The following is a 15,199-nucleotide window of genomic DNA, read 5'->3' as shown; positions in this document are numbered from 1 at the left end:
AATATGAGTTTGCATTTTAGTGTTCTCGCAAGCGGGAGTACGGGAAATGCGATCTATGTGGAGACGGAGGGCCAATCCTTTTTGGTAGATGCCGGATTGAGCGGCAAACAGATGGAGGCTTTATTCAAGCAAATCGGCCGCGATATGAAAGACCTCTCTGGAATACTAGTGACGCATGAACATAGCGATCATATAAAAGGCATAGGAATCGTTGCCCGTAAATATAAACTGCCAATCTATGCGAATGAAAAGACGTGGAAGGCGATGGACGGATTGATTGGGGAAGTCCCGCTGGACCAAAAGTTTTCTTTTGACATGGAAACGGTAAAGTCATTTGGCGGCCTGGATATTGAATCCTTTGGCGTTTCCCATGACGCGGCGGAACCAATGTTTTACGTGTTCCATAAAGAAGGGAAGAAATTGGCGCTGATCACCGATACAGGCTATGTCAGCGACAGGATGAAAGGGATTATCAGCAACGCTGATGCCTATGTATTTGAAAGCAATCATGATGTACAGATGCTGAGAATGGGCCGTTATCCATGGAGCGTAAAGCGCCGCATCCTGAGTGATTACGGACATGTTTGTAATGAAGATGCTGCGGTGGCGATGAGCGAAGTGGCTGGAGATAATACAAAACGGATATATCTTGCCCATTTGAGCAAGGATAACAATATGAAGGACCTTGCAAGGATGTCAGTCGCACAAACGTTGGAGGAAAAAGGGATCATTGTAGGCGAACAATTCGATTTGATTGACACGGATCCTAAGACTCCGACGCCTCTAACAGCGATTTAAAGCGTTTATGGAAATAGATTTATAGGTAAAGGAGTAAAGGCATGAACAACGTCTTTACTCCTTTTTCAATGCTTAAAAAGGCTTATGATTTAGAAAATATCATGACAGGTAGTATAATATTTTGTATAAAAGGCTGTTTTCGTAAAGATTGTTGTTAAAATCTTATAGCCGATTTTAACGTGCTATAAAGCCATTATGCAGTTCGTTTCTAAGTGTACAAGCTCTTTTCTCATAATAAGCTTTAATTTTATGAAAAAAATTAGGTCATTCAATTCCATTTTGTAGTCAATAGCAACAAAGTTTGAGAAAAGAGCCTTATAAAAACGATGTATCTAGTGGTCAATGAAAGGGTTGGTGGACATTGGGTTATTACGATGATCAGGATTATCAAGGTCGGTATAAACCGCAAAACAGCAGGAAAGGCGGCTTTTTCTGGGCCAGCCTGGCAGGCGCAGTCATTGGGGCGTTATTGGTGATTTTCTCGATTCCCCTGTTATCGAACTTGGATGTGCTGCCATATAAAATTCAACCAAATAATCAATCAGCCGTAACAGATGATGAACGGTCGGAAGACGACAAAGAAGATATTACTGCGAAAAAAAATGTTTCTGTTGATGTTTATTCCCAGATTACCGATGCTGTCGACAAGGCTGGAGATGCAGTTGTCGGCATTACGAATATCCAGGAAAGCACGAACTTCTGGGGACAAACCCAGGAATCTGGAGGAACAGGATCTGGTGTGGTTTATAAAAAGGCAGGAGACAAAGCCTATATTGTTACGAATCACCATGTTGTAGCAGAGGCTTCTGAGCTTGAGGTCAGCCTTAGCGACGGGACAAAAATCCCAGCAAAGCTTTTAGGAAGCGATATTTGGACGGACCTGGCGGTGTTGGAAGTGCCTGCGGAGCAGATTAAGGTCGTAGCTGAGTTTGGGAATTCTGAAAAACTGAAGCCTGGTGAACCAGTCATCGCCATCGGAAATCCACTGGGCCTAACTTTTTCTGGATCCGTTACCCAGGGTATTATCTCAGGCCTGGAGCGTGCCATCCCGGTCGACGTCAACCAGGACGGGACACCTGACTGGCAGGCTGAAGTGCTTCAGACCGATGCAGCCATCAACCCCGGCAATAGTGGCGGGGCCTTGATCAATATCGAAGGGCAAGTGATCGGCATCAACTCGATGAAAATTGCCCAGAGTGCTGTAGAAGGAATTGGATTATCCATTCCTATCAATTATGCAGCTCCCATCATTGATGACCTTGAGAAGACCGGTGAAGTGAAAAGACCATTCATGGGCGTTGAATTGGCTTCTGTTAATGAGATTTCATCCTATCACCAACAGAATACATTAAAGCTTCCTAAGGAAGTGAATTACGGCGTTGCAATCAGAGGCGTAGAGCCGAATTCACCGGCAGACAAGGCAGGACTGAAGGAATATGATGTCATTGTCGAAATGGATGGCGAGGAAATTCGCGATGTAGTCGATCTCCGAAAGCATCTGTATAACAAAAAGAAGGTCGGCGACGATATGCAGGTCAAGTACTATCGGAATGGCCAGCTAGAAGAAACAACAATGAAGCTGGGCGGAGAAACCTTATAGTCGTTGTGAATAAAAACAGGAGGCGGAATGAAAGCTTCCTGTTTTTTTCTGATAAGAAGTATAAAGTTTGTATTAAGAATAGTGTCTAGCTCTAGCGCCTAACCCCTCGAGACGCTTCAGACCTGCCAATGAAGTCAAAGAACGACTTCACTGTCAGGTCCTCCAGCGCTTGTCGGGATTGACCAAGGCGCTTCCGCTTTTCGTATGTTAAAATGGTCCTTGTGGATAAATTTATTAATGAATTTAAGCAAATGATAATCATATTAAAAGAAGCTGAAAGGATGAGAATAATGAAGTATTGCTGTGCTGAACATGTAGAGTTGGCACTGGATGAAGCGGTGGATGAATTTGAAGTTGCACCTCAATTAACGAAATTAGAGGCTGTTGATAAGTCGGAGTTTGTCTGTGGATACTGTGGACAACCCGCTGTATATATTGTGGCGAACGAATGATCGCCTACTAAATGTGGATATCGATGTGAATATGTGGATAACTTTTGTGGATAGATTGTTTGTAAACTGTTTGTAATCTGTTTGTAAAGTGGGGCTGCCTGTGAATATCTCAATCGTAACGGTTGGCAAATTGAAAGAAAAATACCTCAAACAGGGAATAGAAGAATATCTTAAACGACTCGGAAGCTACGCAAAAGTAGAAGTTTTCGAAGTACCAGATGAAAAAGCACCAGAGGAATTAAGTGAAACAGAAATGGTCCAGGTTAAGCAAAAAGAAGGCGAGCGAATCCTCTCTAAAATCGGCCAGGATACCTATGTCATTGCCCTGGCCATAAACGGCAAGCTGAAATCGTCAGAAGAACTTGCAGACAGACTCGATAAACTCGCCACCTACGGAAAAAGTAAAATTGCCTTTGTAATCGGCGGGTCGCTTGGACTGAGTGATGAAGTTTTGAAAAGGGCAGATGAGCAGCTGTCTTTCTCGAAAATGACTTTCCCTCATCAGCTAATGCGATTGATCCTTGTTGAGCAGATTTATCGTGCTTTCAGGATAAACCGGAATGAACCGTATCATAAGTAAATGAGGTTTTAGATGTATGAAAATAATAACAGTATCCAAAAAGCCAAGTTATGAATAATAACTCGGCTTATTTGGCCATCTATCTTGTTGCTCCAATGTTGCACCTGCATTATTTTAAATAGATATCAACCCATTATCTGGATCTTTCTAATTCCTTATAAAGGATTTTTATAATAAAAAGTGAAAGAATGGAACCTACCAGTAAAAGTGCCATATCCCACTGGGCATCCCATATGTCTCCCTGCATACCTAAAAAATCTTTTGTAACTTTCCCTTCTTTCCCTATTTTTGCACTTGTCCACTCAATGATTTCGTAGAAAGCCCCGATTGCTAGGGTTATACATAAAGCAATAAAATTTGTGGTTTTACTTTTCGATAAAGCTGTTTTCCTTAATAATATCTCTATTATCACTATTACAATAGACCCCTTAAGAAAATGACCAAACCGATCGTAGTGGTTTCTCTGTAAATCGAAATAATTTTTGATCCATGTAAAGAGAGGAACTTTAGAATAAGAATAATGCCCCCCTACAAACGTTAAAATGACAAGAAAGGTAATGATGATATAGGAAACAGTGGTAAGGCGAAACTGATTGTATGTTAATACTAAAAATAGTATTGCCAATACTGAAGGTAAAACCTCCACCAACAAAACCATATATCCTTCCTCCGGTTTAGTCAGGGACCAAATAAATACAAGTAAAGCCACCAATAACAAGAGAAAATGAATCGAAGAACTATTCATTTTATGTGACATTAAAATCACTCCATTAAAAACAAGTTGCATTTAGTATTTGCTTAACATTTATGTATTATAGAACAAGAGATGAGTTTTAAATTATAAAACCTCATGTAGTAGATTGCGATGAACTATTTCCTAAATAATTGGGGTTTCATTTTTTAAAAAAAGTGTAGTTGCTGAATGCCACAAATGGGCTAGGGAAAATTCACTAAATAAAGAAGGTAGGCAACCCTATATGCATTCAATAAACAAGATAGGCAGGAGTTTTTGGTACATCACCCCCGTATCGGTAACCGACCGGCCCATTCTGGGGATGGTAGTGGGCAATAAAAAGACATTAATGATCGATGCAGGCAACTCGGAAGACCATGCAAATTATTTTCTGAGCGAACTTTTAAAAAGGGAAGTCCCTAATCCTGATATGGTTGTTCTTACTCACTGGCATTGGGATCATATTTTTGGTCTTTCAGCATTCCCTGATATCGTTTCTCTTGCTTCTAAAAAAACGAAACAAGAAATGGAGAAGCTAATCCCGCTTTCATGGTCAGATGAAGCAATAGATGCACGAGTGGAGGAAGGATCGGAAATTGAATTTTGTGCGAAGGCAATCAAGGAGGAATTCCCAGATCACCGAGATATCACCATTGTCTTGCCAGATTTAACTTTTGAAAAACGCGTGGAAATTGACCTTGGTGGTGTTACGTGTATCATACAGCACGTTGGAGGGGATCACGCTGCCGATTCAGTGATCGTGTATATTAAAGAAGAAAAAATCCTCTTTCTTGGTGACTGTATTTATCCTGATATTTTTTCCGAAAAACAAAACTACACAATCAAGGAAACGCTTCGGCTATTAGATGAATTAGAAGCATTTGATGCAGAAACATATATACTTTCGCATCAAAAGGCGATTTCAAAAAATGAATTTAATAAGGAAGCTGCTATGCTTAGAACCATTGCGAACTATACAGATATTTGCGGTGGTAATCAACAAAAAATCATTGGGGAATACGAAAAGCATGTAAAAAGGGAACTTACAGAAGACGAAAGAGAAACAATTGCTGATTTTGTAAATGGTTATTAGATGTTGATTCAATCAGCAATCGCTTTATACTGAGGTACGAATAGAATTCATACTGGACAAGAGAGCAGTAATTATATTGCTCTCTTTTTTATTGGGATAGGGGGTTTCATTAAGTTGTAAAGTATATTCACATTAAACACTTCCACTACATAATTTAAAGAATAGATTAATGACAATGGAGGTGCATTTAATGAAGGAGCCGGCTATTATTTACCATGATAAAAGCCCCTTTATAGCTTATTATGAAAATGTAGTAAACGAGAAAGAATGTAAAGAGCTGATAGATTTAGCCAAAGGAAAGCTAAAGCCGTCAGCTGTTGTGGGAGACTCGAAAAAGTCATTTTCCAGCGCACGGAAGTCAGAACATGCCTGGTTACATCACAATATCAACGAAAATGTCCTGCAAATATCTGAGCGGATTGCTTCCATTGTGGGACAGCCACTTTACCATGCGGAGAAGCTGCAAATTGTCAGATACCAGCCTGGAGGTAAGTTCAATGCGCATTTCGATACTTTTCAATCTTCTAGCAAACTTGGGAAAGAGTACTTACTTAAAGGCGGACAACGAACCTATACAGCCCTTCTTTATTTAAATAGTGTGGATGCTGGAGGAGAAACTTTCTTCCCAGCACTTTCTCTCGACATTTCCCCAATCCAGGGAAACTTATTGGTTTTTGAAAATTTTAATAAAGAAACAAATCAAGTCCAATTACTCTCAAAGCATGGATCTCGTCCATTAATAGATGGAGAGAAATGGATTGCGACCTTATGGTTTCGAGAAAAACCACAGTATTGAATATTAGCTATTGAAGATAATAACGGACTAATAATAACGAAATCATGATTGGTAAGGATATTCTTGGGCTTCCTGATATAAGTAAAAGAGTTCCGAGATATATTATAAAGTGCAAGTTATATCAATAGGGTGAACTGTAACGTAAGAAAATTGAAGAGGGAGTCTGGTACCGGTCTAGTACTTGACTCCCTTTTCTAGGTTATAAGTGAAATTTATTTTATATTTAAGGATAGGTAATTAAAAAGAAATAAAGCATCGATAGCAGTAGAATTTCTAGTGTAATGGAATATTTCCAATTCTGTACTGTCAGAAAGGACTTGAAAAATGTTGAAAAACAAATTAATGACCATGTTAGAATCACGTAAAGATGAAATGATCAAAATCCGCCGGCATTTACATCAATATCCTGAGGTATCATTCAAAGAAGAGAAAACGGCTCAGTACATCGTAGATTTTTATAAAGGCAAGGATGTAGAGATCCACACGAATGTTGGGAATGGTTATGGAATCATAGTCACCATAAATGGTGGAAAGCCTGGTAAAACCATTGGCCTTCGGGCTGATTTTGACGCACTCCCAATTCCGGAAGAAACGGATGTACCGTTTAAATCAATGAATGAAGGTGTCATGCATGCTTGTGCTCACGATGGACACACGGCATATCTGTTGGTATTAGCTGATTGCTTAATTCAACTAAAAGACTCTATCCCTGGTACAATCAAAGTCATTCACCAGCATGCTGAAGAGGTTCCTCCAGGAGGAGCCAAAAGTATTGTTGAATCTGGATTGATTGATGATTTAGATGCGATTTATGGTATTCATCTGCTGCCGATGGGGCCTGCGGGAACAGTCGGATACCATTCGGGCTACTCTTTTAATGGACGGGCCTACATGAAATTGAAGGTGCAGGGAAGGGGTGGGCACGGTTCCTCTCCTCATCTCGCAAACGATGCGATTGTAGCTGCTGCGCATTTCGTAACAGCATCCCAGACCATTATCAGCCGTAGATTAAGCCCGTTCGAAAACGGCGTGATTACGATCGGGTCTTTTGATGGAAAAGGTACTTTTAACGTAATTAAGGATAGCGTGGAGCTTGAAGGCGATATTCGCTATATGGCCATAGAAACAAAAGAAAAGATAGAAAAAGAAGTGAAGCGGATTGCCAGGGGGATTGCAGAAGAATTTGACGTAACCTGTGAGTTGACTTACACTCCAGATTATCCTCCTTTATACAATAATCCGGAGCTTACAGCAAAGGTTGCACAAAGTCTGCGCGCCATGAATGACAAAGATATTAAAGAAGTGAAGGAATTCCCGGTCATGTCTCCATCTGAAGACTTTGCATATTATGCAGAAAAATTTCCTGCCTGCTTCTTTTACATCGCTTGTACACCAAAGGGAGTAGAAACCCCATATTTCAATCATCATCCTAAATTTGATATCGATGAAGATGCACTCCTTGTGCCGCAAAAGCCGTTGGCCAAGTAGTATGCAGTGATTTTAAATTAAATTGATACTGTTACAGAAGCAGGAATGAAATGCTAAAATAGCTATTGAGGAGATACTGTTTAAAAACGGTATCTTTTTTTTCTGTCATTTTTGAAGCGAAGAAGGAGGGGCCTATATGGAGACAATCGCTTTTATCATCATCATACTTGTCGCGTCCGTTCTTCAAACAAGTACAGGATTTGGGTTTTCAATCTTGGCTACGCCATTTCTTCTGCTGCTGTTTGAACCGGGTGAGGCTATTCAAATAAACTTAATCCTATCTTTAGTCATATGCAGTGCCTTGATCATGAAAATCAGGAAGGATATTGATTTTGGAACACTTAGAAGGTTCGTGGCAGGGAGTGTTCTCGGTCTGCCTGTTGGAATTATCGTCTTTTTGTTAATCGATATGAATAGATTAAAGCTGGGAATTAGCTTGATCATTTTAGTGTTAACTTTGATGCTGATCCTTCAATTCCGTATTCGCCAAAATAAGACGAGGGACATGTTTGTTGGAGGGCTCTCAGGATCTCTCACAACCAGCATAGGCATGCCAGGGCCACCGATATTATTATACTTTTCAGGAACACAGGCCGAAAAAGAAAAATTAAGGGGCACTACACTAGCCTTTTACTTATTTATCTACCTTGTCAGTTTATTGATACAGGTTATATTCGTCGGAACCAATAAGACCGTCTGGGTATCCAGTCTGTGGGCGTTGCCTTTGGTTTCTATTGGGCTGCTTTTGGGACAAGTATTGTTCAAATGGGTTAATCAAAATGTTTTTCGGATTCTGACCTATCTCATTTTGTTGTTTACAGGGATTTACTTGCTGATTGAGGGTTCTGGGTTAATGTGAACTCGCTTGAGCGGAAGGGGACCTTACCAAACGATTGAAAAATGGATGCCAGCATGAAAAAATAGTTAGCGATACATGGAATTATGTCTGAGCTTGGTATATAACCTCCCTCTTTAGCGGAAACTTACTAAAAAAGAAATATTGCCTGTATGGATTGGGGGTTATTTCATTGAGTTACCAGGATTATTGGAAGCAAATAACTGAAAAAAATGATGAGCTGACAAAGTTAATTTCCTCCTATTGGCATCAATACTCCGATATGGGGAACTGGCAGTTCTGGATGGTTTTAGCTTTTCTGCTGCTGCCATTGATTTTATTATATTTTTTAATCGATCGAAAAAGATTATTCGAGATTTTTTTCTTCGGCTATACAGTTCATATTCTGTGGACCTATACCGAACAGATCCTTGCAAATTACAGTCATTTCATTCATACATACTTTCTCTCTCCCTGGTTTCCTCCAGCCCTTAGTATGACGGCCTCTGCCTTGCCAGTGGGTTTTTTGCTTGTATATCAATATTGTACGAATCATAATAAGAACTTTTATATATATTCCGCGTTGCTAAGTGCTGTTTTTGCATTTGTGTTTGCTTCTTTCGAAAAGTATATAGGTTTGGTGAAAATCGAGAGAGGGATGCATCAATTTTATATTTTACTGATTGATATTGGCATTGTGTACACCGCATATTGGTTTACAAAGTTAATGCTTAAATTCAGAGATAAATGAGTTAATCCTGCAATAACCTCTATCAGAAAGGACGGGTCTCTTACGGATCTGTCCTTTTAATATACTCGGACAATCCCATCGAAAAATCATGGAAGGGCTGTTGCAGCAAATAATGGAACACATAGTAACTCTCCCGTTTCGATTCTGCTAAACCAGCATCTTTCAGCAATTTAATATGTTTCGATATTGCTCCTTCAGTCATGCCCATCAATTCAGCCAATTGCCTGGTCGAACGCGGCTTTTGGGCTAAATATTTGACGATCTGCAGCCTGCTGTAGTCGCCAAGTGAGTGGAAGAACCGCAGCAGATCTTCCGGCGGCATGGGTCTTGTTGCCTCACGCTCATTCTCCCTGACAGAGTAGTTAATTCCTACAGAAGGATACAGGTTAACAAATAGGTGAGGCCAGGCGAAGTATGTCGGAATCAAAAGCAACTCTTCATCCTCATCAAAATGAATCTCCGCTTTTGAGATTCTCCTTATGACCACCTTCTTTTCAGTCAGATTAATGTCTATTTCTTGTGAAAGGCTGCCCAGTAAGGCGAAAACTCCATCATTCATCAGCTTCTTACCCCGGAAGGCGATATCTTTCAAAAAAAGATCTTCAATCATATTCCACTCACGTTTTACAGCATGAGTCCAAAAGGCCCCCAGCATGTCAATAAAACGCTGACGAATGAAGTCAGGTTTATTGACCAATTCCAGAATAATCTCCTTTGACTGCGGATATCGATTGTTTGTGTACTGGATAAAATCGCTTTGCAGCTGCAGGTCGGATGCTTCTCCTCTATGATTCAAAATCGTTTCCATAATCGTACGGGAGAAAGAGGCGGGAGGGCTGTCATTTAGCTCAGCCAGGCCATCTTCAAATGATTGGAAGGCAGAAAGCCCCCTGAAGGGCCCAAAACGTCACCACGGGCCTTTTAAATAGAAAACTGAATGCATCTATTTCCTGTTTTAAGGCAGGATTAATATTTTTCCTGGCATTGATGACCCATTGGATATGGAGAGGATGATGCTTGCTGTCATGAAAGACATGAAGCGCCATCATGGCTTCATGGGCAGCTGAATAACTGAAGGCAACTTGTTCGGGGGACAAATTCGAAACATGCAAAGAAAATGACATGGGTCTCACTCCAACTGATTTACTCTTTACTCAATAAGTATTCTGGCAATTAGCGGGATTATATAATTACAATATATCCTATTTTTAGGAAATGAGGAGGATTTGGATGAACGAGGAATTTTTCAGTAAGCATTTCGAACTGTCACCTTTGGCTTTGTTAATGTATAAGATAATAGTTTCCTTTTTTTATTCATTTCATATTCCTGATAAATATAGTTCAAAACAGGAGTATGGAACATATAAAACCTTTAATTATAGAAAAAAATGGGAAGCATTTATGATAAAATATACATGAAATTTCAAAACCTGAAAAAAGGTGATCGTTTGGGGAAAATTGCACTTATTCAAAGCCAGGTCTATATGTCTTACTCAACCAAAACAGACATCCGTCCTTTGCTGGAGAGTTTTGATTTAATTAAATCGGAAGATCTCATTTTATATACTGCCCATAATATTTCTAGACTTAAGCATGATCTTACTGACCGGGAGATTTCAGCCGTTATTTTCTCCTCTAATTCTTTAAGTGAGAAAACGATTAAGGAAGAGGTTGGATCCGAAGGGTTTAAGCATATTTTTGATGGTTTTCTTGCACAAGGAAAAGGGTGCTTGATCTTACACCAATTAAATTCAGTCCCTAAAAATGTTTATGAGCCATTTCCTTCGTTTGATTTTTTACCCATCGAATCGCCAAAGGCTGTTCGTAGAAGAGAAGATGCAACTAGTGGAGATATAAAGAATACAAGATTATCAGAAAATCACCCTCTTTTTCATTATCCAAATACTGTATCCCTGGACGAGCTTAAGCAATTTTGTATTAAAAAGAAGGGATTATATTGGCATTACCTGGATAACTCTGAACCAAGAGCAGAATGGGAAACCTTATTGCACGATGAGTCCAATAATCAAGCTGGCAGAGCTTTGCTGATGGCCACGAGGGAATCCTCCAAGTATCGAGTGGTGATTTCTTCTTTAAATCTTGATTGGCAAAAGGAAACGAATTTACTTAAAAATTTAATTAAGTTTGTAATCGATGGAAAATGCAATACAGCTATAATAAGGGATAAAACAAATAAGAACATGGCATTTGAATTCTTCATAGAAACCCTTAATTCTCTAAATTATCGTTATCAAGAATATGAATTATCCAATACGGAGATGGATGATTTCAAAAAACAAATACATCAAGGTACCCACTCGATTGTTGTGTTAGCACCCACCGAATTGAACGGTGAGAACCAGGGAAAGAAAGAACTGATAGAGGGAATCGACGACTTCCTTCAACCATACATAACTTCTGGAAAAATTAAATATATTGGGATTGAATCCAATGAAAAGAGTTTAAAACAATTTTTTGTAGCGGGAAGAGAAAAATCAGCGTTAAAGATACTACAGGACACAGAAATCAAGATTCATGGCATTCTTAAAGAAGGAAAACTAATTGACGACAGCTTCTGGAACTCAGTCGATACTTTAAAGGTTCATAAATCATTGGAAGATCACAATCTTGCCTTTACAAGGTTTACCAATGATTTAGTTCAGCCAATCTTGGATAGTGTGACTTCGGATTCCTATCTCGGACTGTTGGTACCGACTTCAGCGTTATTATGGCTGCGGGCTAATTATAGTGTTAATCAAGTTCAATGCCTTCAAACCATCAATTGGATAAAAGAAGCCCTAGTCAGCGGTGATGAAATAGAGTCTGAATGCATAGTGGCCTGCAATACTTTTTTAGAGCTAAAGATAGAGACAGAATTTGCCACAGAAAAACTAAGAAAACTAATATCCCATAGGGATTTTAAGAGCTTAAATGAAATCGAAACTATTCATTGCATTAAAGCAGCAATATTATTAAGAGACATCCATCTAATCAGGCAGTTTGTCACCGCTTTGGAGTCAAAAAGAAATCAAGAAAATCTATGGATTGATATATCGATATCAGCAAATATCGTCAATTTACTGCTTGAAGCGTTGATTATATTAAAGGAACACGAGGATAGCACAGAAGATTTAGAGAAAACCATCGAGAATTTAGTATTTCCAACCATAATAATCATGCAGAAGCTGTCCAAACAACCTGAAACAGATAATGAATTTCATTGGGATAATAAGGCTAATACTACATTAAAATGTGTAAGTGCCATTTTAAACTTTGAAGAGTTAATGGATATCCCAGTAACAGAAATGGTTCAATCGCTGGTTAGTTACTCTCAGACAGGCCATCAAATAATAGACAATAAAACTGCACTGAACATAATTGAAGATTACAGAAAAGACATATCAATATTGAATCAAAAAAACACCGAACTGGAGAAGCAGCTTAAAGAGGAGATCCGAAGGAAATCAGAACTAGAAGAAGTAAAACAAAAGCTGTTAGTTAAGAATGACCAATTAGTGAACAAAAATGATGAATATGAGGATCAGATAGGAAAACACGTTTTCCGTTTAAGTTTCTGGAAAATCATTATTGTTCTCGGTATTGTCTCAACACTTACCTTAGTGTTTATTGCAGTTTATATGATCAATAACCACAAAGCATTTTTGGATATGATTGACTTTTATAATAAATATAAAGTAGATCTTTTAAAAACTATAGGAACGATCTTCACAGGATTAATAAGTATCACCACCACGAATATTTTCAGGAAGAGGTATAGAAAGTCTGGAGAAAGTATGTAAACGAAGTTATAGCTAAGAGGATAACTAGAGGCGATCAAATTTCGTGGCCTTTCGTAAAAATGAGGGATTGAGTAGGCTTGCTCAATCCTTTTTCTATAAATTACTCATTAATTTGTAAAATGCTTATTATTAATATTAGACGTCTTTCAAGATTAGATAGACGAAATTTCTTTATTATCTTCGATAAGTGAAGTGGATGCTTAACTTTCTAATGTGCAAATGAAAAAATTCTTCTAGACTAATGTACCGAAAAGCTTTTATAACAAAATTCTTTTCAAAGTACACTCGCTAAGTAAATTTAATCAAGCTCTACTCTTGGAAATCTAAGTTTTCAACAGGACTATTTATCTGGGGCAGATTATCAATCGATTTCGGGAAAGTCCTCAATTTGGAAGAAAATTAAAGCATTGGTTTTGCTTTTTGTGGAGATCTGAGGGACTTCACACTTTTTTACAGTGGCAAAATAGTTTATAATTATCAGTAAATAGTAGGAATTTTAATCCTCAAATCATTATAATAGATTATGTTACGGTTTTAACAAAGGCAGAAGGTGTGTCCCAATCCGACGCGCCTACTCAAATATATGGGACAAGGAAGGATAAAATGAGCAACGTACAGAAAGCTACAGACGTTATCTTAATTGGTGCCGGAGTCATGAGTGCGACGTTGGGGTCATTATTGAAAGAGTTAGCACCAGAGTGGGAAATCAAAGTTTTTGAGAAACTTCCTTCAGCAGGTGAAGAGAGCTCTAATGAGTGGAATAATGCGGGTACTGGACATGCAGCCCTTTGTGAGTTGAACTATACACCTGAAAAACCTGACGGCTCGATTGATATTACCAAGGCCATCAATGTAAATGAACAATTTCAGCTTTCAAGACAATTTTGGTCTTATCTTGTAAAGAGCAATTTAATTCGCAATCCCCAGGATTTCATCAGGCCGCTGCCACATATGAGTCTGGTAGAAGGGGAGAAAAATGTTACCTTCTTGAAAAATCGATTTAAAGCGCTTTCAGCTATTCCGATGTTCGAGGGAATGGAGTACTCAGAAGACCCGGAAAAGCTGAAGGAGTGGATTCCTTTAATCATGGAGGGACGCACAACTAATGATCCGATAGCGGCAACCAAAATCGACTCAGGGACGGATGTTAACTTTGGTGCCTTGACGCGGATGTTATTTGAGCATTTGGAGAACCAGAATGTCGAGATTAACTATAAGCATAGTGTGAAAGATATCAAACGTGCCAGCGACGGCTCATGGGAAGTCAAGGTCAAAAATCTTGATAGCGGCAAAGTGGAACTCCACAAAACCAAGTTCGTCTTCATCGGAGGCGGGGGAGGAAGTCTGCCATTGCTGCAAAAAACAGGCATTCCAGAATCAAAGCAGGTTGGCGGATTCCCTGTGAGCGGCTTATTCTTGGTATGCAACAACCCTGAAGTTGTCGAGCGCCACCACGCGAAAGTTTACGGAAAAGCGAAGGTGGGGGCACCACCGATGTCTGTGCCGCACCTGGATACAAGATTCATCGATAATAAAAAGTCCTTGTTGTTTGGACCTTTTGCCGGCTTCTCGCCTAAATTCTTGAAGACAGGATCGAATCTGGATTTGATTGGTTCTGTAAAGCCGAATAATGTCGTGACCATGCTTGCTGCAGGGATGAAGGAAATGGCCCTGACGAAATATCTGATTGAGCAAGTAATGCTTTCCCATGAAAAGCGCATGGAAGAACTGCGTGAATTCATTCCGAACGCCAAGAGCGAGGAATGGGGAGTAGTGGTCGCTGGACAACGTGTACAAGTCATCAAAGACACAGAATCCAGCAAAGGCACACTTCAGTTCGGCACAGAAGTCGTCACAGCTTCAGATGGATCCGTTGCTGCATTACTGGGCGCATCCCCAGGTGCATCAACTGCCGTAAACGTCATGCTTGAAGTGCTGGAAAAATGCTTCCCAGAGAAAATGTTCGAATGGAAAGATAAAATCAAGGAAATGGTCCCTTCATATGGGGTATCTTTAGCGGCCAACCCTGAGCTATTCCATGAAATCCATGAATCCACAGCACAAGCCCTGGGATTGAGCGATAAAGAGCGAGTTTATAGCTAATATATATTAGATTAAAACCTTCGATCCGGGATGGGATTGAAGGTTTTTTTGTTGGTCAGGAGATTAATTAGGCATTCGCTTGGGATCGGGCTGATAAGTGGAGATTTTGATTTTGGTATTTTGACAGGTTAGGAGGTGCAGGAGGTAAAGCTGTCAAGAATCAGCCGTTA

General features: G+C 39.5%; 13 protein-coding genes and 1 pseudogene. 11 read left to right on the top strand and 3 right to left on the bottom strand.

Annotation, left to right across the window (positions count from 1 at the left end):
• The first annotated feature begins 3 nt into the window (after nucleotides 1-3).
• The 4 genes from J7E38_RS14980 (at nucleotide 4) to rlmH (ending at nucleotide 3,430) form a co-directional block, all read left to right on the top strand.
• On the top strand, nucleotides 4-798 hold the full coding sequence (locus tag J7E38_RS14980; RefSeq protein ID WP_214705285.1) for an MBL fold metallo-hydrolase: 795 nt from the start codon (nucleotides 4-6) through the stop codon (nucleotides 796-798).
• A gap of 361 nt (nucleotides 799-1,159) precedes the next feature.
• Entirely contained in the window at nucleotides 1,160-2,398 is a 1,239-nt protein-coding gene (locus J7E38_RS14975; protein ID WP_214705284.1) for a S1C family serine protease, read from the top strand.
• 290 nt (nucleotides 2,399-2,688) lie between these two features.
• A complete protein-coding gene (locus J7E38_RS14970; protein ID WP_214705283.1) occupies nucleotides 2,689-2,850 on the top strand; it encodes a CxxH/CxxC protein in 162 nt (53 codons plus the stop codon).
• Nucleotides 2,851-2,950: 100 nt separating this feature from the next.
• Nucleotides 2,951-3,430 carry a 23S rRNA (pseudouridine(1915)-N(3))-methyltransferase RlmH gene (gene rlmH, locus J7E38_RS14965; protein ID WP_214705282.1) on the top strand — a complete coding sequence of 160 codons (480 nt, stop codon included), beginning with the start codon at nucleotides 2,951-2,953 and terminating at the stop codon, nucleotides 3,428-3,430.
• A gap of 133 nt (nucleotides 3,431-3,563) precedes the next feature.
• Here rlmH and J7E38_RS14960 read toward each other — a convergent pair whose 3' ends face one another.
• Complete coding sequence (locus tag J7E38_RS14960; RefSeq protein ID WP_214705281.1) at nucleotides 3,564-4,187, bottom strand: DUF2238 domain-containing protein; 624 nt, start codon at nucleotides 4,185-4,187, stop codon at nucleotides 3,564-3,566.
• Nucleotides 4,188-4,407: 220 nt separating this feature from the next.
• On the opposite strand from J7E38_RS14960, the gene J7E38_RS14955 reads away from it, so the two are divergent.
• The 5 genes and pseudogenes from J7E38_RS14955 (at nucleotide 4,408) to J7E38_RS14935 (ending at nucleotide 9,126) form a co-directional block, all read left to right on the top strand.
• Nucleotides 4,408-5,256, top strand: coding sequence for an MBL fold metallo-hydrolase (locus J7E38_RS14955; protein ID WP_215038662.1), 849 nt, complete (start codon nucleotides 4,408-4,410; stop codon nucleotides 5,254-5,256).
• 190 nt (nucleotides 5,257-5,446) lie between these two features.
• On the top strand, nucleotides 5,447-6,052 hold the full coding sequence (locus tag J7E38_RS14950; RefSeq protein ID WP_214705279.1) for a 2OG-Fe(II) oxygenase: 606 nt from the start codon (nucleotides 5,447-5,449) through the stop codon (nucleotides 6,050-6,052).
• Nucleotides 6,053-6,379: 327 nt separating this feature from the next.
• Nucleotides 6,380-7,566, top strand: a pseudogene (locus J7E38_RS14945) (amidohydrolase).
• Between the two features lie 110 nt (nucleotides 7,567-7,676).
• Nucleotides 7,677-8,399, top strand: a complete 723-nt coding sequence (locus tag J7E38_RS14940; RefSeq protein ID WP_214705277.1) for a sulfite exporter TauE/SafE family protein — start codon at nucleotides 7,677-7,679, stop codon at nucleotides 8,397-8,399.
• 169 nt (nucleotides 8,400-8,568) lie between these two features.
• Entirely contained in the window at nucleotides 8,569-9,126 is a 558-nt protein-coding gene (locus tag J7E38_RS14935; RefSeq protein WP_214705276.1) for a hypothetical protein, read from the top strand.
• 40 nt (nucleotides 9,127-9,166) lie between these two features.
• Here the strand turns inward: J7E38_RS14935 and J7E38_RS14930 are convergent, their stop codons facing one another.
• Nucleotides 9,167-9,922 carry an ArsR/SmtB family transcription factor gene (locus J7E38_RS14930; protein ID WP_214705275.1) on the bottom strand — a complete coding sequence of 252 codons (756 nt, stop codon included), beginning with the start codon at nucleotides 9,920-9,922 and terminating at the stop codon, nucleotides 9,167-9,169.
• A 67-nt stretch (nucleotides 9,923-9,989) separates the two neighbouring features.
• Complete coding sequence (locus J7E38_RS14925; protein WP_214705274.1) at nucleotides 9,990-10,250, bottom strand: DUF5937 family protein; 261 nt, start codon at nucleotides 10,248-10,250, stop codon at nucleotides 9,990-9,992.
• Between the two features lie 291 nt (nucleotides 10,251-10,541).
• On the opposite strand from J7E38_RS14925, the gene J7E38_RS14920 reads away from it, so the two are divergent.
• Both J7E38_RS14920 and J7E38_RS14915 read left to right on the top strand, forming a co-directional pair.
• Complete coding sequence (locus tag J7E38_RS14920) at nucleotides 10,542-12,926, top strand: hypothetical protein (RefSeq protein WP_214705273.1); 2,385 nt, start codon at nucleotides 10,542-10,544, stop codon at nucleotides 12,924-12,926.
• Nucleotides 12,927-13,529: 603 nt separating this feature from the next.
• On the top strand, nucleotides 13,530-15,029 hold the full coding sequence (locus J7E38_RS14915) for a malate:quinone oxidoreductase (protein ID WP_214705272.1): 1,500 nt from the start codon (nucleotides 13,530-13,532) through the stop codon (nucleotides 15,027-15,029).
• The last annotated feature ends 170 nt before the right edge of the window (nucleotides 15,030-15,199 follow it).

Origin of the sequence: Bacillus sp. ISL-35, from assembly GCF_018613355.1 — a bacterium.
Classification (GTDB): Bacteria; Bacillota; Bacilli; order Bacillales; family Cytobacillaceae; genus Mesobacillus.
The sequence above is the reverse complement of the archived record's forward strand: the minus strand, read 5'-3'. Positions and strand labels throughout refer to the sequence as shown.